At 72.5% G+C, this 18,059-nt stretch carries 17 protein-coding genes; 2 read left to right on the plus strand and 15 right to left on the minus strand.

Features of this window, described 5'->3' with window-relative positions:
• Nucleotides 1–145 precede the first annotated feature (145 nt).
• The 3 genes from ADK54_RS16680 to ADK54_RS16690 form a co-directional block, all read right to left on the minus strand.
• The gene (locus ADK54_RS16680) at nt 146–814 is read right to left on the minus strand and encodes a response regulator (protein WP_053726427.1); all 669 of its coding nucleotides are present in this window, start codon (nt 812–814) and stop codon (nt 146–148) included.
• On the minus strand, nt 811–2,097 hold the full coding sequence (locus ADK54_RS16685; protein WP_053726428.1) for a sensor histidine kinase: 1,287 nt from the start codon (nt 2,095–2,097) through the stop codon (nt 811–813). The genes ADK54_RS16680 and ADK54_RS16685 overlap by 4 nt, the downstream gene beginning before the upstream one ends.
• Before the next feature lie 189 nt (nt 2,098–2,286).
• The gene (locus tag ADK54_RS16690; protein WP_053726429.1) at nt 2,287–2,781 is read right to left on the minus strand and encodes an FBP domain-containing protein; all 495 of its coding nucleotides are present in this window, start codon (nt 2,779–2,781) and stop codon (nt 2,287–2,289) included.
• 120 nt (nt 2,782–2,901) lie between these two features.
• Here ADK54_RS16690 and ADK54_RS16695 point away from each other — a divergent pair, with 120 nt between their 5' ends.
• Complete coding sequence (locus ADK54_RS16695; protein WP_053726430.1) at nt 2,902–3,471, plus strand: TetR/AcrR family transcriptional regulator; 570 nt, start codon at nt 2,902–2,904, stop codon at nt 3,469–3,471.
• The gene (locus ADK54_RS16700) at nt 3,468–4,634 is read left to right on the plus strand and encodes a GDSL-type esterase/lipase family protein (RefSeq protein ID WP_053726431.1); all 1,167 of its coding nucleotides are present in this window, start codon (nt 3,468–3,470) and stop codon (nt 4,632–4,634) included. The genes ADK54_RS16695 and ADK54_RS16700 overlap by 4 nt, the downstream gene beginning before the upstream one ends.
• A 100-nt stretch (nt 4,635–4,734) precedes the next feature.
• Here the strand turns inward: ADK54_RS16700 and ADK54_RS16705 are convergent, their stop codons facing one another.
• From ADK54_RS16705 to ADK54_RS16760, 12 genes are all read right to left on the minus strand, one after another.
• Nucleotides 4,735–5,604, minus strand: coding sequence for an alpha/beta hydrolase (locus tag ADK54_RS16705; RefSeq protein ID WP_053726432.1), 870 nt, complete (start codon nt 5,602–5,604; stop codon nt 4,735–4,737).
• Between the two features lie 428 nt (nt 5,605–6,032).
• The gene (kynU, locus tag ADK54_RS16710; RefSeq protein WP_053726433.1) at nt 6,033–7,223 is read right to left on the minus strand and encodes a kynureninase; all 1,191 of its coding nucleotides are present in this window, start codon (nt 7,221–7,223) and stop codon (nt 6,033–6,035) included.
• On the minus strand, nt 7,216–8,076 hold the full coding sequence (locus tag ADK54_RS16715) for a tryptophan 2,3-dioxygenase family protein (protein ID WP_053726434.1): 861 nt from the start codon (nt 8,074–8,076) through the stop codon (nt 7,216–7,218). The genes kynU and ADK54_RS16715 overlap by 8 nt, the downstream gene beginning before the upstream one ends.
• Nucleotides 8,077–8,178: 102 nt before the next feature.
• Nucleotides 8,179–9,036: a DUF3152 domain-containing protein gene (locus tag ADK54_RS16720; protein ID WP_063801992.1), complete on the minus strand. Its 858-nt coding sequence runs from the start codon at nt 9,034–9,036 to the stop codon at nt 8,179–8,181.
• Nucleotides 9,037–9,225: 189 nt separating this feature from the next.
• Nucleotides 9,226–9,639: a DUF3151 domain-containing protein gene (locus ADK54_RS16725; RefSeq protein ID WP_053726435.1), complete on the minus strand. Its 414-nt coding sequence runs from the start codon at nt 9,637–9,639 to the stop codon at nt 9,226–9,228.
• Between the two features lie 385 nt (nt 9,640–10,024).
• Nucleotides 10,025–11,479, minus strand: a complete 1,455-nt coding sequence (locus ADK54_RS16730; RefSeq protein WP_053726510.1) for a DHA2 family efflux MFS transporter permease subunit — start codon at nt 11,477–11,479, stop codon at nt 10,025–10,027.
• A 58-nt stretch (nt 11,480–11,537) separates the two neighbouring features.
• A complete protein-coding gene (locus tag ADK54_RS16735; protein WP_053726436.1) occupies nt 11,538–12,686 on the minus strand; it encodes a MalY/PatB family protein in 1,149 nt (382 codons plus the stop codon).
• A gap of 90 nt (nt 12,687–12,776) precedes the next feature.
• Nucleotides 12,777–13,799 carry a class II fructose-bisphosphate aldolase gene (fbaA, locus tag ADK54_RS16740; RefSeq protein ID WP_053726437.1) on the minus strand — a complete coding sequence of 341 codons (1,023 nt, stop codon included), beginning with the start codon at nt 13,797–13,799 and terminating at the stop codon, nt 12,777–12,779.
• A 251-nt stretch (nt 13,800–14,050) separates the two neighbouring features.
• A complete protein-coding gene (pyrE, locus tag ADK54_RS16745; protein ID WP_053726438.1) occupies nt 14,051–14,599 on the minus strand; it encodes an orotate phosphoribosyltransferase in 549 nt (182 codons plus the stop codon).
• A gap of 23 nt (nt 14,600–14,622) precedes the next feature.
• The gene (locus tag ADK54_RS16750; protein ID WP_053726439.1) at nt 14,623–15,411 is read right to left on the minus strand and encodes an aldose epimerase; all 789 of its coding nucleotides are present in this window, start codon (nt 15,409–15,411) and stop codon (nt 14,623–14,625) included.
• A 77-nt stretch (nt 15,412–15,488) separates the two neighbouring features.
• Entirely contained in the window at nt 15,489–16,355 is an 867-nt protein-coding gene (locus ADK54_RS16755) for an SRPBCC domain-containing protein (protein WP_053726440.1), read from the minus strand.
• A gap of 118 nt (nt 16,356–16,473) precedes the next feature.
• Nucleotides 16,474–18,051 carry a polyamine aminopropyltransferase gene (locus ADK54_RS16760; RefSeq protein ID WP_053726441.1) on the minus strand — a complete coding sequence of 526 codons (1,578 nt, stop codon included), beginning with the start codon at nt 18,049–18,051 and terminating at the stop codon, nt 16,474–16,476.
• Between the last annotated feature and the right edge of the window lie 8 nt (nt 18,052–18,059).

The following is an 18,059-nucleotide window of genomic DNA, read 5'->3' on the forward strand; positions in this document are numbered from 1 at the left end:
TCAGCCCGTCATGGGGGTCCCCCCTGGCCCTTGAGGCCTTGGGGGAGTTTGAGGACGAGCGCCCTTCAGGCGCGAACGGGGTCTGGGGCGGAGCCCCAGAAGCACTTTCACCCCCGGCGGGTTTGGGGAAGGGGCGGGGTGGGGGCTAACCCGGGGTTACCAGGCGGGTTTCGTACGCGTATACCGCCGCCTGCGTCCGGTCCCGCAAGCCCAGCTTCACCAGGACCCGGCTCACGTGGGTCTTGATCGTCGATTCCGCCACGACAAGGCGGTCCGCGATCTCCTGGTTCGAGAGGCCCTGGGCGATCAGGACGAGCACCTCCGTCTCGCGGTCGGTCAGCTCCTCCACCTGGCCGGGCGGCGCGGAGGAACCCGCCCGCTGCACCGGCACGACCCGCGCGAACTCGTTGATCAGCCGCCGGGTCACCGAGGGGGCGAGCAGCGCCTCTCCGGACGCCACCACCCGTACGCCCTCGGCGAGTTGACGCGCCGACGCGTCCTTCAGGAGGAAGCCCGACGCCCCCGCCCGCAGCGCCTGGTACACGTACTCGTCGAGGTCGAACGTGGTCAGGACGAGCACCTTCGAGGAGTCGTCCGACGCCACGATCTCCCGCGTCGCCTCGATGCCGTTCATGCCGGGCATCCGGATGTCCATCAGGACCACGTCGGGACGCAGCGTCCGCACCTGGGCGACCGCCTCGCGGCCGTCGACCGCCTCGCCGACGACCTCGATGTCCGGCTGCGCGCCGAGCAGCACGGAGAAGCCCTCGCGCACCATCATCTGGTCGTCGACGATCAGGACCTTGATCGTCATGCCTTTTCTTCCGTTTCCGTCGCCTCGGCCGCCTGGGTCGCCTCGCCCGGCTCGACCGGGATGAAGACCGTCACCTCGTACCCGCCCTCCCCCGTCCGCTCCGCTGTCATCACGCCGCCGAGCATCGCCACCCGCTCCGCCATGCCCGTGAGCCCGTGCCCGGAACCCTGCGAAGGGCCCGCCTCGGAGGTCGCGGGGCCGTTCACGATGCGCAGGCCGAGCCCGCCCAGAACGTATCCGATCTCCACCCGCGCCCCCGCCCCCGGGGCGTGCCGCAGGGTGTTGCTGAGGGCCTCCTGGATGATCCGGTACGCCGAGAGTTCGACGCCCTGCGGGAGTTCCCGTACCGCACCGGTGATCACCTTCTCCACCGGGAGGCCGGCCTCGCGGACGTTCGCGAGCAGGCCCTCCAGGTCGGCGAGGGTGGGCTGGGGGGCGTCCGGCGCCTCGTAGTCCTCCGCGCGTACGACGCCGAGCACCCGGCGCAGTTCCGTGAGCGCCGCCACCGCGTTCTCGCGGATCGTCGCGAAGGCCTGGGCGAGCTCGGGCGGCGGGTTCTCCACCCGGTACGGCGCGGCCTCGGCCTGGATGGCGACCACCGACATGTGGTGCGCCACCACATCGTGCAGCTCGCGCGCGATGTTGGTGCGCTCCTCCAGGACCGTCCGCTTGTCGCGTTCCACCGCGGTGACCGACTTCTCCGCGCTGACCTGCCGCTCGGCGTCCTTGCGGATGTGCACGACGGAGATGACCAGCAGGACGATGCCGTAGACGGTCGCCAGCTGCAGGGTGTTGTCGCCGTACGAGCTGCGGACCGAGCCGAGGACCGCGCTGAGGGTGACGGTGACCACCCACATCCAGGCCGCCACGCGGGGGCGGGTGCGCAGGGCCACCACGGTGAGGACGCTCAGGTGCATGAAGACGGCGCCGGGTGTCCAGGGGCCGAGGCCGCCGTGGCTCCCCACCACCCCCGTGAACACTGTCGCCGCGCACGACAGCCAGAACGCTCCGATGGGGCGCACCAGCGTCGTGATCACGGGCACGGCCAGCATCACCCCGCTGAGCAGCCAGGCCGGCCCGCCGCTGCCACCCCGCGTGTACCCGAACAGCAGCGAGCAGAACGCGAGGAAGCAGACCACCGCGTGCGGGGTCCAGGCCGCGGCCTCGCGTATGCGGCCCGGTAGCCGGCGGGTGATCGGGCCGTCGGTCCGCATGGGCGGGAGCGGCCGGTAGGCGAACGCGTCGTGGAACAGGTCCCTGCGCAGCCCTCCGTACGCGTCCATCGCCAGCCGGAATTCAGGGCTGCGCTCGGTGCCGCCGCCCGCTGCTGTGGTGCCGCTCCCCTGCCGGGGCCTGGCCGTCTCGTTCACACCCCCAAGGTAGGCGGCGGGCCGCGCGCGGGCGTCCGGCCAGATGGGGATCCTGCGGGATCCGCCTCAGGGACTACGCGGTGGGCCCCGAGGGGTTCCCCCTCACTCGGCCGTCACCTTGGCGACGAACGAGGCGATGTTCCCCACCGTCCGCCGGATCTTCTCCTCCACGGTGAGCGTCTCGTGCAGCCGCGCCCCCATGCCCGCGTCCTTCTTGCCGCGTACGTAGAGCGAGCAGTCGAGGTCGCCGCAGATGTACGCGCCGACCGAGTTCCCCTGCTTGCCCGGCTTGCCCGCCTTCGGCGCGACCATCAGCGCGACGCCGCCGGAGTGGGTGGTCAGGCACAGCGAGCACATGCTGCGCCGCTGCTGCCCGACGGCGGCGCTGGAACAGCGCAGGGCGACGCCGTGGGGACGGCCGTCCAGCTCGACGACGAGGTAGCCCCGGTCGGGCGCCTGCGGGTCGCGCCAGCCGAGGTAGTCCAGGTCGTCCCAGGGCCGTTCGGCCAGGTCACGCGGGACGGCCAGGCGCTTGGCCTCGCCCTTGGTGCAGTTCACGAAGGCGGCACGGATCTCTTGTTCGGTCAGCGGCTTCATAAATCTCACGGTAGATTGCCTAAAGCCTTTAGGCAAATGGATATCTAGTTAAGGTAGGCTTCGGGCCAACAGAGCGATCGAGGACAGCGCGATCGAGGCGAGGGAGAGGAAGGGCAGGGCATGGCACGGGTAGGACTGACCACCGAGCGCCTGGTCCTGGCGGGCGCGGAGCTGGCCGACGAGGTCGGCTTCGACCAGGTGACCGTCTCGGCGCTGGCCAGACGGTTCGACGTCAAGGTCGCGAGCCTGTACTCGCACGTGAAGAACTCCCAGGACCTCAAGACGCGGATCGCCCTGCTCGGCCTGGAGGAACTCGCGGACCTGGCCGCCGACGCCGTGGCCGGCCGGTCCGGCAAGGACGCCCTGGCCGCGCTCGGCAACGTCTACCGCGACTACGCCCACAAGCACCCCGGCCGCTACGCCGCGACCCAGCTGCGGCTCGACGCGGAGGCGGCGGCCGCGAGCGCGGGCCGCAGGCACTCGCAGATGACGCGGGCGATCCTGCGCGGCTACGACCTGCCGGAGCCTGACCAGACGCACGCGGTACGGCTGCTCGGCAGCGTCTTCCACGGCTACATCAGCCTGGAGATGGGCGGCGGGTTCAGCCACAGCGCGCCCGACACCCAGGAGACCTGGGAGCGCACCCTGGACGCTCTCGACGCCCTGCTACGGAACTGGCCGACATCATGATCCCACTGACAACAACCCCCATCACCGCTCAACTCCTGCGCGGGGCAATCGAGTTGGAGCTCACCGAGCACGGCGTGCTGCCGCACCGGCTGCCCGCCCGGGCCCGCACCCGGGGCGCCGACGCGCAGCTCGCCATGGCCGAGGCCCAGCCCTCCGGCATACGCCTCGCCTTCCGCACCCGGGCCACGACCGTCGAGCTGGACACGCTGCCGACCAAGCGCGTGTACGTCGGGGCCCCGCCCCGGCCGGACGGCGTGTACGACCTGCTGGTCAACGGCCGCCTGACAGGCCAGGGCGGCGTGGCGGGCGGCAACACCGTAACCATCGACATGACGACCGGGTCCGTCACGCACGCCTCCGGCCCGGTCGGCACCCTCCGCTTCACCGACCTGCCCGCCGACGTGAAGGACGTCGAGATCTGGCTGCCGTACAACGAGAGGACCGAACTGGTCGCCCTGCGCACCGACGCCCCTGTCGAGCCGGTGCCGGACTCGGGCCGCAAGGTGTGGCTGCACCACGGCAGTTCGATCAGCCACGGCTCGGACGCCGCGAGCCCCACGACCACCTGGCCGGCGCTTGCCGCCTCGCTCGGCGGCGCGGAACTCATCAACCTGGGCTTCGGCGGCAGCGCCCTGCTCGACCCGTTCACCGCACGCACCATGCGGGACACCGCCGCGGACCTGATCAGCGTCAAGATCGGCATCAACCTGGTCAACCACGATCTGATGCGGCTGCGGGCGTTCGTGCCGGCGGTGCACGGCTTCCTGGACACCATCCGGGACGGCCACCCCACCACCCCGCTCCTTGTGATCTCCCCGATCCTGTGTCCCATCCACGAGAACACCCCGGGCCCCTGCGCCCCCGACCTCACGGAACTGGCCTCCGGCCGACTGCGGTTCCGCGCGACGGGCGACGCGACGGACCCGACCCGCCTCACGCTGGCCGCCATCCGCGACGAACTGGCCGGGATCGTGGCGCAACGCTCGGCCGACGACCCCAACGTGCACTACCTGGACGGCCGTTCGCTCTACGGGGAGGAAGACACGACCGAGCTGCCGCTGCCCGACGCGCTGCATCCGGATGCGGTGACGCATCGCCGAATGGGGGAGCGATTTGCTGAACTGGCCTTCAGGGACGGGGTGTTCAGCGGGACGGCGGGGTGAGCCCCGAAGGGGCGCGGGGCTGTGACATTGTGCGGCTCCGCCGCGCGGGCACGACCAGCCACCCACGGCCCGCACGTAATGAACCGCACCCCGCGGAGCCTCAGTACGCCAGCTGAGCGATCTCCTCCGCCACCACGGCGCACGCGTCAGCCGCGGGGTCGATCAGCGGGAAGTGGCCCACGCCCTCCAGCAGGGTGAGTCCCACCATCTCCCCCGCCTTGGCCGCCGCATCGACATACGCCTCCGCCACGGCCTGCGGCACGACGATGTCGTCCCGGCCCTGCACGACGGCCGTGGCGATCCCGGTGGGCAGCAGGGCGGCGGGGTCGGCATGCGGACCACGAGACCTCAACTCCCCTTCTCCACCCAGGAGTTGAAGGACAGCCCCCGAGCAGACACCCAGCTCCACGGCCGTGGCGAAGTCGGCGATGGGGGCCAGCGCCACGACGCCGCGCAGCGCCGCGGGGCCGGGGGTGCGCCACGGGGAGCCGGGCGGCAGTACGTGCCGGGCGGCCGCCCACAGGGCGAGGTGGCCGCCGGCCGAATGCCCGGCCAGGACGGTGCGGCGCGGGTCGGCCTGCGGCACGGCATCGCGTACGAGGACGGGCAGCGCGTCCAGGGCCGCCGCCACGTCGTCGAAGGTGTCGGGCCAGCGCCCGGCCACGGGCCCGTCCCCACCCTGCTGCGGCAGCAGACTCCCGCGCCGGTACTCGACGTTGGCCACGGCGAACCCGCGCCGGGCCAGGAAGTCCGCGAGCGGGGTGAAGTGCATGCGGTCGTACGGGGCCCGCCAGGCGCCGCCGTGCAGCAGCACGACCAGGGGGGCGCCGGCGCGGTCGCCCCGGGGGGCGTAGAAGTCGATCACCTGGTCGGGGTGGTCGCCGTACGCGGCGCTGGCGTCGGGGGCGACGGCGGGATGGGAGAAGGCGGATGCCTCTTCGGCCGCGTCACGCTCTGCGGGATCCGTCATTCCCCAACCTTTCGCCAGGCCAAGCCGGTTGATCACCCGGGCGCGAGGGACGCTACCAGGACGCCCACCCTCACAACCCGGGGCGGCCCCCGGAGCGCCCTGGGGCTCCGCCCCAGACCCCATTGAGCCCCCACCCCACCCCTTCCCGAAACCCGCCGGGGGTAGGGAAGGGGGAAGCTGAGTTCCTGGGGCTCCGCCCCAGACCCCGTATCGCGCCTTAAGGGCGCTCGTCCTCAATCGCCGGACGGGCTGAAATGCCCCGTGCGGGCCAGCACCGATCCTGCTAGGGGCGCGGGGAACTGCGCGACCGGCCACGCACGGTCCGCAGCCGAACGACAGGCACGAACGGGGGCCCGGGGGCAGAGCCCCCGGAAGGGGTGCAGGGGACGGAGTCCCCGCATGGGCAACCCCCCCCCGGGGCCCGGGGCTCAGCCCGCCAGCGCCGCGAGTTCCGTCGCCGCCCGCTCCGCATCGGCGAAGCCCACGTACAGCGGTGTGAAGCCGAAGCGCAGGACGTCGGGGCGGCGGAAGTCGCCCACCACTCCCCGCGCGGTGAGGGCGCGCATCACCTCGCCCGCCTCCGCGCAGGCGAGGGACACCTGGCTGCCGCGTTCCGCGTGCGCGGCCGGGGTCACCGACGACACCCGCCCGGCCGGAACGTACGCCTCGACGCACTCCAGGAAGAAGTCGGTCAGGGCGAGGGACTTGGCCCGCACCGCCTCGATCGAGACCCCGTCCCACACGTCGAGCGCCGACTCAAGCGCCAGCATCGACAGGATGTCCGGGGTGCCGACCCGGCCCCGTACCGCGCCGTCGCCCGGCACGTACGCCGGCCGCATCCCGAAGGGGTCCTCGTGCGAGTTCCAGCCGGGCAGCGGGGTGTCGAAGCGGGGCTGGTGGTCGCCGCGCACGTACAGGTACGCCGGTGAACCCGGGCCGCCGTTCAGGTACTTGTAGGTGCAGCCCACCGCGAAGTCGACGCCGTGCGCGCCCAGGCCGACCGGCAGCGCGCCCGCGCTGTGGCACAGGTCCCAGACGGCCAGGGCGCCGGCGGACCGGATCGCCGCCGTCATGCCGGGCAGGTCGTTGAGGCGGCCGGTGCGGTAGTCCACGTGGTTGACCAGGACCGCCGCCGTGCGCGGGCCGAGCGCGGACCCGATCTCGTCCGGTGCCAGGGCCCGGATCTGACGGCCCGTCATCCGGGCCGCCGACTCGGCGACGTACCCGTCCGTGGGGAACGTCGAGGCGTCGACCAGGATCTCGTCCCGGCCCTCGCCCGCGAGGCGCACCGCCGCCACCAGCGCCTTGAAGACGTTCACGCTCGTCGAGTCGCCGACCACGACCGTGCCCGGCGCCGCGCCGACGAGCGGGGCGATCCGGTCGCCGATGCGTTCCGGCGCCGTCCACCAGCCGCTCTCCTCCCAGGACCGGATGCGCAGTTGTCCCCACTCGCGGGCGATGACGTCCTGCATACGGGCCGGAACGTGCCGGGGCAGCGCGCCCAGCGAGTTCCCGTCGAGGTAGACCACGCCGTCGTCGAGGGCGAACAGCTCGCGGTGCGGGGCGAGTTCGTCTGCGGCGTCCAGCGCCGCGGCCTTCTTGGCCAGTGCCTCAGACATGGCTGCGCGCCGTCCACAGCTCGGGGAACACGTGCTTGGTGGCCCGCTTCTCCAGCCACGCCACCCCGGCCGAACCGCCGGTGCCGGCCTTGGCGCCCATGGCCCGCCGGGTCGCCACGAGATGGTCGTTGCGCCATCGCCACACGAGTTCGCCGACATCGGTCAACGCCTCGCCCAGGCGCACCAGTTCACCGTTCTGGTCGCCCGCGTACAGCTCGGCCCAGACCGCCTCGACCCCCGGGTTCGGCTCGTACTTGCGGGTCAGGTCGCGCTGGAGAACCGAGAACGGCACGGCGTACCCGCGCCGCGCGAGCAGCGCGAGGACCTCGTCGTACAGGCTCGGCTCACCGAGCGCCTTCTCCAGCTCGGCGTGCACGCGGGGCGCGCCCCGGTGCGGCACCAGCATCGACGCCGACTTGTCGCCGAGCAGGAACTCCATCCGCCGGTACATCGCCGACTGGAACCCGGAGCCCTCGCCGAGCGCGGCCCGGTAGGAGTTGAACTGGGCCGGGGTCAGCTGCGCCAGCGGCGTCCACGAGGCGTTGAGCGCCTCCAGCTCCCGTACCGAACGCTTCAGGGCGTCGATCGCGACCGGCACCCGGTCCGCGCGCAGCGCCCGCGAGGCGGTCTCCCACTCGTGCACGATGACCGTGAACCACAGCTCCATGACCTGGGTGGTGACCAGGAAGACCATCTCGCCCGGGTCGTCCGAGCGCAGCTGCTGCAGGTGGGTGAGGACGTCCGCCTGGACGTAGTCCTCGTACGGTGTCGTGCCCTCGAAGTCCAGATTCGGGGTCTCCGGCTCGTCGCCCTGTTCGGGCGGCGTGACCGGTTCGGACATCTTTGATGACATCGCTGTCTCCTCGATGTGTCCGGGTAGCGGTCCGCCCCTTCCTTGGTCGGCATCGGAGCCCCGGTCCCCACCGGCATCATAAGCACGGTTCCGCGCGGTTCGTCAGGGCACCGAGGGGCCCGTGACGAACGTCCCGTCCGCGGTGTACGGCCAGGCGTTGGACTTGCAGCCGTTCAGGCCCTTGATCTGCTGCATCATCACCGGGGCGGGCTTTTCGGGGCCCGGGCAGGCCATGTGCTGGTGGTAGCCGATCATGTGGCCTATCTCGTGGTTGATGATCAGGTGCCGGTACTCGGCGGCCGGCCCGTCGTACTGCGGCGAACCGGTCACCCACCGCTTGAGGTTGACGATGACACCGCCGGTGACCTCGCAGTTCAGCTCGCCGCCGGTGTCGCCGTTGGCGGCGCACAGCTTGTCGGTGGTCTTCGGGGTCGCGATCTTGATGACGACGTCGCCGCCGCCGGACACCAGCTGGAAGCGGCCCTTGCCGTGCGCGGCCCAGCTGCGCGGGTCGGCCAGGATCGTCTGCACGTCGAGGGCGGCCTGCTTGGCGGAGACGTCCACGCCGTCCTCGACCTGCACCTCGTAGCGGCGCAGCGGCCCGGCGGTGCCGACGACCTTGCCGGAGGCCTGCGCGGTGGTGAAGGTGCCGGGCCCGGAGGCGGGTACGTCCACCTTCGCGCCGCCGGACGGTGACGGCTTCGCGGGCGGCGGTGCGAGGGGCAGCGGGGAGCGCTCCTCCATGGGGCTGGCCGAGATGTTGCCGGGTTCGACCGCGGGCTTGTGCGCGTCGCCGGGCCACTGGGCGAGAGCGACCCCGCCGACGAGCGTGCCGCCGAGCAGACACCCGGTGACGAGCAGGACGCGGGAGCGGGAGCGCCGCCGTCTGCTCCGGGACGCCTGGTGGTCCGCCCGTTTCCGGCCGTGACTGACTGCGCTGCGGGCGCCTCGCTTGCCCAAGACGGAGTTCTCCCCTGCTCCCGGCTGGGGTTGGGGGGAGAGGAGTGGGGCCTCTGCGCCAGCCTGTCCATGCGGCCGGACGCGCGCGATGGTGCCGCCCGCGTGCCCGAACCGTCCGTGTCAGCCATACAGATGGCACGGACGGCCGGAACGTTCCCGATCGGGCGGGAGCGGATCACTCCGGGCGGGTCAGCCCAGGGTGTCGGCGGCGAGCGGCGAGGAGTCCCGCAGGAAGGTGGTGCAGCGCTCGTACTCGGCGTCCTCGCCGATCGCCTGCGCGGCGCGGGCGAGGCCGTGCAGGGCCCGCAGGAACCCGCGGTTGGGCTCGTGCTCCCACGGCACGGGGCCGTGCCCCTTCCACCCGGCACGTCGCAGCGAGTCCAGGCCACGGTGGTATCCGGTGCGGGCGTAGGCGTACGACTCGACGGTGCGGCCGCCGTCGAACGCGTCGTCGGCGAGCTGCGCCCAGGCGAGGGAGGAGGTGGGGTACTTCGCGGCGACGTCGGCGGGGGCGGTGCCGCCGGCGAGCAGCTCGCGCGGCTCCGGGTCGTCGGGCAGGAGCGTCGGGGCGGGGCCCCCGAGGAGGTTCTCGTGAATGGACATGCGGCCAAGTCTGCCACCGCGGGGGCCCGGCCCTCTGGGCTGCACTGGGGCTCCGCCCCAGACCCTGGATGCCCCGGCTTCCGGAGCTCCGCCCTAGACCCCGTTCGCGCCTGAAGGGCGCTCGTCCTCAAACTCCCCCAAGGCCTCAAGGGCCAGGGGGGACCCCCATGACGGGCTGAAGATGCTCGAACCTGCCAGGGCCAGTGCTGCTAGGGGCGCGGGGAACTGCGCGAGCAACCACCCACGGTCTGCAGCCGAAGGCAGGCGCGAGCAGGGGTGCAGGGGACGGAGTCCCCCGCAGGGGGTCTGGGGCGCAGCCCCAGGGCTCGGCCATCCCAACCCCCGTCACGGGAGGGAGGGCGGGCACCCCCCCGGGGCCCAGGGCTCACGGGCTCCGCTCGCCCCGGTCGGGTTCGATGGCCGGGCCGGACACCCCGCACTGCATCCGGCAGGCCGGCACAACCCCCTCCGCAGGCCGCCGTACGGTCAGGAACGCAACCAGGGAGGCCAGCGCCAGCGCCCCCGCGCACATCGGCATGGCCCGCCGGAACGTCGCCCCGAATTCCGCCGCCGAGCGGTACGCCTCCGGCCCCATCCCCGCGGCCAGCGGCAACGCCGCCACCGCGATCAGGCCCGCGGCCCGCGCGGCCGCGTTGTTGATGCCGCTGGCAAGCCCCGCCCGCCCCTCGTCGACCGACCCGAGCACCGTCGCGGTGAGCGGCGCCACCAGGGTGACCATGCCGAGGCCGAGCACGAGCAGCGCGGGCAGGACGTCACGTACGTACGACGCGTGCTCGCCGGCCCGCAGCATCAGCAGCATCCCGGCCGCGCACAGCAGCGGCCCGACGGTCAGCGGGATGCGCGGCCCGATCCGCTGCCCCAGCTCGCCCGAACGCGCCGAAAGCAGCAGCATCAGCACCGTCGTCGGCAGCAGCGCGGCGCCTGCGCCGAGTGCCGAGTACCCGACGACGACCTGGAGCTGGAGGGCGGCGAGGAAGAAGAATCCGCCGAAGGCGGCGTACACGCACACCGTCACCAGGTTCACCGCGGTGAAGATCCGCGAGCGGAAGATGTCCGGCGGCAGCATGGGGTCCGGCAGGTGCCGCTCGCGTCGTACGAAGGCCGCGCCCAGGCCGAGCCCGGCCACCGCCGCCCCGACGACCAGCCGCGACGAACCCTGCCCGGGCGCCTCGATCAGCGCGTACGTCACCAGGGCCAGGGTCAGCGCGCCGAGCGCCGCGCCCAGCACGTCGAAACGGCCGGTGTGCGTGCGCGGGTCGCGGGACTCCGGTACGTGGCGCAGGGCGACGGACACGCACAGCGCGGCCAGCGGCACGTTGATCAGGAACACCCAGCGCCAGCCGGGGCCGTCCACCAGCCAGCCCCCGAGGAACGGGCCCACGGCCGCCCCGACCCCGCCGAGCCCCGACCACACGCCGACCGCGCGGGCCCGGTCGTCCGGGTGGAAGCCCGACTGGATGATCGCGAGGGAGCCGGGGGTGAGCAGCGCGCCGCCGATGCCCTGGAGGGCGCGGGCGGCGATGAGCACCCCGGCGTTCGGGGCGAGCCCGCACAGCAGTGATCCGGCGGCGAACCACACCACCCCGATCACGAACACCTTCCGCCGCCCGTACCGGTCGCCCAGGGCGCCGCCGAGCAGGATCAGGCCGGCCAGGGTGAGCATGTAGGCGTTGACGGTCCACTGGAGTACGGCCATGTCCGTGTCGAGGTCGGCGCCGATATGGGGCAGGGCGACGTTGACGACGGTGGAATCGAGGAGGGCCATGCCCGAGCCGAGGACGGTGGTGAGCAGGACCCAGCGGCCGGGGGTGGTGCCCATGCGTACGTTGTCCGCCACAGCGAAACTGTCCCCCGCCCCGCCCCTCCCCGAAACCCCCTCAGGTCAGTCGGCCCAGCGCCCGGGTCAGCGCCTCCACCCCCGCCCGCGCCTTCCCTCTCCCGCACCCCACGTTCAGCCGAACGAACCCCGGCGCCCCGTAAACCCCGCCCGGCATGATCGCCACCCCCTCCACCTCGACCAGCTCCCGCTGAAGCGCGGCCTCGTCCACCCCCAGCGGCCGCAAGTCGATCCACGCCAGGTATCCCGCCTGCGGAGGGGTCCAACTCAGGCTGGGGAAAGCCGAGTTGAGAGACGTGGCCACCAGCTCCAGGTTTCCTGCCACATACGTCCGCAGCGCGTCCAACCACCCCGCCCCCTTCCGGTACGCCGCGACATGGGCGGTCAGGGAGAGGACGGCGGGCGAGCCCAGGCCCTCGCCCGTCTCCATGCGGCGTACGAACTCCGCATGGTCCGCGGCGTCGCCGACGATCCCGTACGAACCCGTCAGCGCGGGGAAGTTGAACGACTTCGTGCCGGAGGTGATCAGGGCCCAGCGGCCCTGGCCGAACCGGGTCCACGGCAGGTGGCGGTGGCCGTCGTGGACGAAGTCCGCGTGGATCTCGTCGCTGATCACCGCGACCCCGTGCCGCTGGGCCAGCGACGCGAACGACGCCAGTTCGGCCTCCGTCCACACCCGGCCCGTCGGGTTGTGCGGCGAGCACAGGAGGAGCACCCGGCTCCGCGGCCCCGCCAGCGCCGCCTCAAGCGCCGCCCCGTCGCCGAGCGGGACGCCGCGCAGTTCGCGGCCGAGCCCGTCGACCGCCTTGCGGAAGCCGTCGTACACAGGGGTGTGGACGACGACCGCGTCCCCCGGCTCCGTCCACATGCGCAGGAGCTGGGAGAGCTGGTTCAGGACGGAGGGGGCGTACACGAGGCGGTCGGTGTCTATCTCCGTGTCGTGCCGGGTGCGGTACCAGTCGCGCACCGCACCCCGGAACTCCTCGTTCTGCCAGTCCGTGTAACCGAACACCCCGTGCGCCACCCGCTCCTGGAGCGCCGCGAGCACCTCCGGCGGGGAGGGGAAGTCCATGTCGGAGATGGTGAAGGGGAGCAGCCCCTCGGCCCCGAACCGGGCGGCCACCCCGTCCCACTGGATGCTCCAGGTACCGCGCCGGTCAACGGGTATGTCGAAGTCGTACGAAGTCATGCGGGCCTCCCCAGGACATGGCTCGGGCCCGGCACCCCCGCGAGGGGACACCGGGCCCGAGCCGTACGTAAGCGAACCTACGAGCAGTGCTTACTTCAGCTTCGTACCGGTCGAGCGCAGGTTCGCGCACGCCTCGGTCACGCGCTTGGCCATGCCGGCCTCGGCCAGCTTGCCCCACGTGCGCGGGTCGTACGTCGACTTCTTGCCGACCTCGCCGTCCACCTTCAGGACACCGTCGTAGTTGCGGAACATGTGGTCGGCGACCGGGCGGGTGAAGGCGTACTGGGTGTCGGTGTCGAGGTTCATCTTCACGACGCCGTTCTCCAGGGCGGTCGCGATCTCCTCGGCCGTGGAGCCCGAGCCGCCGTGGAAGACGAAGTCGAACGGCGAGGCCTTGCCGTACTTCTCGCCGACGCCCGCCTGGAGGTCCTTGAGCAGCTCGGGGCGGAGCACGACGTTGCCCGGCTTGTAGACGCCGTGGACGTTGCCGAAGGACGCGGCGAGCAGGTAGCGGCCCTTCTCGCCCAGGCCCAGGGCCTCGGCGGTGCGCAGCGCGTCGTCGACGGTCGTGTACAGCTCGTCGTTGATCTCGTGGCTGACGCCGTCCTCCTCGCCGCCGGTCGGGGTGATCTCGACCTCAAGGATGATCTTCGCGGCGGCGGCCTTGGCGAGCAGCTCCTGGCCGATGGCCAGGTTGTCCGCGAGGGTCTCGGCGGAGCCGTCCCACATGTGGGACTGGAACAGCGGGTTCAGACCCTTGGCCACGCGCTCGGCGGAGACCTCGATCAGCGGGCGGACGTAGCCGTCCAGCTTGTCCTTCGGGCAGTGGTCGGTGTGCAGCGCGACCGTGATGTCGTACTTGGCGGCGACGACGTGCGCGAACTCGGCCAGGGCGACCGCGCCGGTGACCATGTCCTTGTTGTACTGGCCACCCAGGAACTCCGCACCACCGGTGGAGATCTGGATGATGCCGTCGCTCTCGGCCTCCGCGAAGCCGCGCAGCGCAGCGTGCAGGGTCTGGGTCGAGGTCACGTTGATGGCCGGGTAGGCGAACTTGCCTGCCTTCGCCCGGTCGAGCATCTCGTTGTAGACCTCGGGGGTTGCGATGGGCATCTGTCCGCTCCTTGTGATGTGCGGGTGTGCGATAGGTGCTGGCCCTGACCTGGGGGCGACGTCATCGTCGCGGCCCATCTTTCCAGACTCTGGCCGTGGCTCCACCCGGCGGACGCACCAGGGGCGGGCCGTTTCACGTGAAACAGCCCGCCCCTTCAAGAACGTGCAGGTCAACGGGTTGAGCGCGCCCGTCCCGGGACCTAGGTCACGAGTTTCGCACCCCGTACGAGTCTAGGAACTCGCTACCAGGTTTACGCGAGGCCCAGTTCCGTCGAGGAGAACGCGAAGACGTACGGCACTCCCGCGCCCTCGGTGATCTTCTCGGCGGCGCCGGTCGCCCGGTCCACGATCGTCGCGACGGCGACGACCTCGGCACCGGCCGCGCGGACCGCCTCGACGGCGGTCAGCGGGGAGCCGCCGGTGGTGGAGGTGTCCTCGACGACCAGGACCCGGCGGCCCTTGATGTCCGGGCCCTCGACCTGGCGCTGCATGCCGTGCGCCTTGGCGGCCTTGCGGACGACGAACGCGTCAAGGGTGCGGCCCCGGGCGGCGGCCGCGTGAAGCATCGCGCCGGCCACCGGGTCCGCGCCCATGGTCAGGCCGCCGACCGCGTCGAAGTCGAACTCGGCCGTCACGTCGAGCATCACCTGGCCGACCAGCGGCGCGGCGACGCCGTCAAGGGTGACCCGGCGCAGGTCGACGTAGTAGTCGGCCTCGATCCCCGAGGAGAGGGTCACCTTGCCGTGCACCACGGCCTTGTCCTTGATCTGCTGGAGCAGGTCTGCGCGTACATCAGTCATACCCATGAGCTTAAGGGCCCTGCTCACAGCCGTCGCCAGGTCCAGGTCGTCGACAGTTCCAGCGGGTCGATCGGGGTGACCTGGCGGGGCAGGGTGTTGAGGCCGTTGGGCGGGCCCGACTGCGGCTCCACGCACACGGCCTCGTCCTGCTCGTCGTAGACGACGACCCACTCGGTGGGGCTGGTCACCTTCAGTTCGAGCCGCTCGGGCCAGGTCAGGGTGACGTCGACGCCGTCGGGCATCCCGAAGCAGTCGTCCCAGGGACCCGGCAGCGGCTCGATGCGCCGACCGGTGGGCAGGTGGTCGTCGCCGCGCTCCTCCTGCCACTCGGCGTCGAAGGCGAGCTCGACGCGGCTGCCGTCGAGCTCCCGCACGAACCAGGGGTGCCAGCCGACCTGCGCGGGGAAGGAGTTGTCGTACGTCTCGACGCCCATCGTCACCGTCAGCGCGTCCGGCGTCAGCTCGAAGATCTGGGTGACCCTGCCGGTGAACGGCCAGGGCTCGGCCAGCTCGTAGGTGAACACGGCCTCGGTGTCGGAGACCCGCGCGGTCTTCCAGGCGTGGTCGCGGGCGGTGCCGTGGATGGCGTGCGGGGGCGAGTTGAGCGGCAGCTGGTACTTCACGCCGCCGTCGCGGAACTGGCCGTTCTCGACGCGGCCGCACCACGGCACCATCGGGAAGCAGCCGTACTTGTCGCCCTGGCGCAGCACCTCGGTGCCGTCGATCCGCAGGCTGCTGATCCGGCAGCCGTGGCCCGCGTCGACGGTCAATTCCACGGCGCCGACGCCCAATTTGATCTGGTCACTGCTCACGCCGTCGACCCTAGCCGGTGGGCCCCGGATGTGGCGTCAGCGCCCGTACCCGAGATCCGGACAGGTCGGGCGGGATCTCAGCGCCGGCGCCTCAGCGCGCGGCCGACGACCACCGCGGACGCCAACGCGAGGGCGGCGGCCGGGGCGACCCAGCGCAGCGTGGCCCCGGCGTTGCCGCCCGAGGGCGCGGGCACCGGGGCGTACCGGCCGCGCGGCGGTGCGTGGTCGACCTCCTCGGCGCTGCGGCCGATCATGGTGCGGCGGGCGTGCGCGGCCTCGGCGGGCACCGGCTCGCCGACCTCGATGGCGAACTCCTCGTCGGCGAGCGGGTCCAGGGCCGGCGGCGGCACCTCGGCGTCGAAGACGGAGGCGAGGCTCTCTGAGTCCAGGTCGGTGTTGAGGTCCGTGTCGAGCTCGGGGTCGAGGGGGGCCGCCCGGTCCTTGGGCCCGTCGGCCAGATCCGTGTTCAGGTCCGTGTCGGCGACCTCCGCCGCCCCGCCGGCCGCGCGGCCCGGCTCCTCCCGTACCGGCCGCGCCAGCTCCGCCGCGAACCGGTCGAGCAGGCGCAGGGCCGAGGCCTGGGCCGCGTCGGCCGGTACGTCGGTCGCCCGGCCCTCCGCGAGTGCCGTGCCCGCGAAGGCGAGGGTGGTGCCGCCCGGGGCCGGTTCCAGCCGTACGGTCAGGGTGAGCTTGGCCGCGCCCGCGCCGCGGACCTCGACCCCCTCGCCCTCGAAGGCGAACACGCCGCCGTTCTGCTCGGTGATGCGCAGGGCGCCTCGATAGGTGATGGTGCTCCCGCCGAGGCGGACCTTCAGCCGGCCCGCGATGGGCGGCTCGCCCGCATCCTGCTGGAGCCCCGGCACACAGCGCGCGACCCGGGCGGGATCGCGCAGCGTCTGCCGGAGTGACTGGGCCTCAACCGGAACGAACACCTCATGCTCCATAGCCACCGAGCCTACTCAGCACCGGCCGTCACGTCTGCGCCAACGCGGCACCGATGCCGGACCCGGCCCGCTCGCGGAGTGCGGTCGCCCACCGGAGCGGGGCCGCCCAAGGGCCTCCTCAATCCGCGTATCGCGGATGCACCAGCGTCGACGGCGGGAAGCCGGCCGCGCCCGAGGGTGGTGTCAGCGACTCCGTACCCGCGGGCAGCCGCACGCCCGATGGCGCTCCCCCCGCCGAGAACGGATGCGGGGCGGGCCTCGCGGCCAGGACGAAGCCCCAGTCGTGCGGGGACTTCGCCGAGTCCAGGGCGCGGTCGGGGCCCGCGGTGAACCCGGCGCTCCTCCCCGTCGCCCGGTACGCGAACGTCGACAGGCCCGCCGCGCGGACCGTCGAGGCGACCGTCCAGAACGTGCGCGGCCGGCCCTTCACCGGCCCCGCGTGCACCACGAGCCGCCCGCCGGGTGCGAGCACGCGCGAGGCGAGCCCGTAGAACTCCTGTGAGTACAGCTTGGTGCTCGCGGTGATGCCGGGGTCGGGCAGATCGGAGACGATCACGTCGTACGTTCCCGAGCCGTAGCCGTCGCCGCGCAGCCAGCGGAAGGGGTCGGCGATCACCGGACGCAGCCGGGGGTCCTGGTAGGCATGCGCGTTCAGGGCCGCCAACTCCGGGTCTTCGCGGGCCAGTTGGACGAGTCCCGGGTCGAGCTCGACGAGGGTCACCGAGCGCACTCCGGGGCGGTGCAGGACTTCGCGGGCGGCCAGGCCGTCGCCGCCGCCCAGGATCAGGACGCGGCCGTGCGGGCCGCCGTCGAGCGCGGGCCCCACCAGGGCCGCGTGGTAGCGGGACTCGTCGCGGCCGTTGATGCGAAGGCGCCCGTCGAGGAACAGGTCGAGGGGGGCGCCGCGCCTGCCGGTCAGGACGATCTCCTGGACGCGGGTCTGCACGGCGACCCGCACCTGGCCCCCGTACACGGCGCGGCGCGCGGCCTGTTCGAAGTCGCCGACCATGGCGGTGGTCAGCGCGAGCACGGCCAGGACGACCGCGTTGGCGCCGAGCAGCACCCAGCGGGCGCGCGGCGACAGGTCGCGGCCGAAGAGGAGCAGGACGAGGGAGCCGCCCGCGACCGCGTTGACCGCGCCGGTGAGCAACGCGCTGGTCAGCTGGCCGAGTTGGGGCAGGAGCAGGAAGGGGAACGCCAGGCCGCCCACGAGCGCGCCCACGTAGTCCGCGGCGAACAGGTCGGCCACCGTGCCGCTCGCGTCGCCCTCGGCTCGCCGCGAGACGCGCTGGATGAGCGTCATCAGGAGCGGGATCTCGGCGCCGATCAGCATGCCGATCGCGAGCGAGAACGCGACCAGGGCGTACCGCGAGCCGCCGAACCAGGCGAACGTCGCGTACAGCGCCATCGCGGAGCAGCCGCCGACCAGGGCGAGCGCGGCCTCGATGAGCCCGAAGCCGACGGCGGCCCGGCAGCGCAGCCGTTTGGCGAGCAGCGAGCCGACACCCATCGCGAAGACCATCACCGAGAGGACCACCGAGGCCTGGGTGACCGAGTCTCCGATCAAGTACGAGGCGAGGGCGACCAGTTCGAGCTCGTACACCAGGCCGCAGGCGGCGCAGATGAACACGACGGCCAGGACGAGGAACCGACCCGACCGCGGCCTCCTCACGGGAGCGGGGAGCGGTTCGATCATGATGCGAA

Source organism: Streptomyces sp. WM6378 (genome assembly GCF_001279695.1).
Classification (GTDB): Bacteria; Actinomycetota; Actinomycetes; order Streptomycetales; family Streptomycetaceae; genus Streptomyces.

Excerpts from the sequence above, each read along its gene's own strand:
- pyrE (WP_053726438.1), bottom strand. The coding sequence starts at position 14,599 with ATGACTGATGTACGCGCAGACCTGCTCCAGCAGATCAAGGACAAGGCC.
- ADK54_RS16755 (WP_053726440.1), bottom strand. The coding sequence starts at position 16,355 with ATGGAGCATGAGGTGTTCGTTCCGGTTGAGGCCCAGTCACTCCGGCAG.
- ADK54_RS16680 (WP_053726427.1), bottom strand. The coding sequence starts at position 814 with ATGACGATCAAGGTCCTGATCGTCGACGACCAGATGATGGTGCGCGAG.
- ADK54_RS16695 (WP_053726430.1), top strand. The coding sequence starts at position 2,902 with ATGGCACGGGTAGGACTGACCACCGAGCGCCTGGTCCTGGCGGGCGCG.
- ADK54_RS16760 (WP_053726441.1), bottom strand. The coding sequence starts at position 18,051 with ATGATCGAACCGCTCCCCGCTCCCGTGAGGAGGCCGCGGTCGGGTCGG.
- ADK54_RS16730 (WP_053726510.1), bottom strand. The coding sequence starts at position 11,479 with ATGGGCACCACCCCCGGCCGCTGGGTCCTGCTCACCACCGTCCTCGGC.
- fbaA (WP_053726437.1), bottom strand. The coding sequence starts at position 13,799 with ATGCCCATCGCAACCCCCGAGGTCTACAACGAGATGCTCGACCGGGCG.
- ADK54_RS16690 (WP_053726429.1), bottom strand. The coding sequence starts at position 2,781 with ATGAAGCCGCTGACCGAACAAGAGATCCGTGCCGCCTTCGTGAACTGC.
- ADK54_RS16715 (WP_053726434.1), bottom strand. The coding sequence starts at position 8,076 with ATGTCATCAAAGATGTCCGAACCGGTCACGCCGCCCGAACAGGGCGAC.
- ADK54_RS16735 (WP_053726436.1), bottom strand. The coding sequence starts at position 12,686 with ATGACTTCGTACGACTTCGACATACCCGTTGACCGGCGCGGTACCTGG.
- ADK54_RS16685 (WP_053726428.1), bottom strand. The coding sequence starts at position 2,097 with ATGGACGCGTACGGAGGGCTGCGCAGGGACCTGTTCCACGACGCGTTC.
- ADK54_RS16700 (WP_053726431.1), top strand. The coding sequence starts at position 3,468 with ATGATCCCACTGACAACAACCCCCATCACCGCTCAACTCCTGCGCGGG.
- kynU (WP_053726433.1), bottom strand. The coding sequence starts at position 7,223 with ATGTCTGAGGCACTGGCCAAGAAGGCCGCGGCGCTGGACGCCGCAGAC.
- ADK54_RS16725 (WP_053726435.1), bottom strand. The coding sequence starts at position 9,639 with ATGTCCATTCACGAGAACCTCCTCGGGGGCCCCGCCCCGACGCTCCTG.
- ADK54_RS16705 (WP_053726432.1), bottom strand. The coding sequence starts at position 5,604 with ATGACGGATCCCGCAGAGCGTGACGCGGCCGAAGAGGCATCCGCCTTC.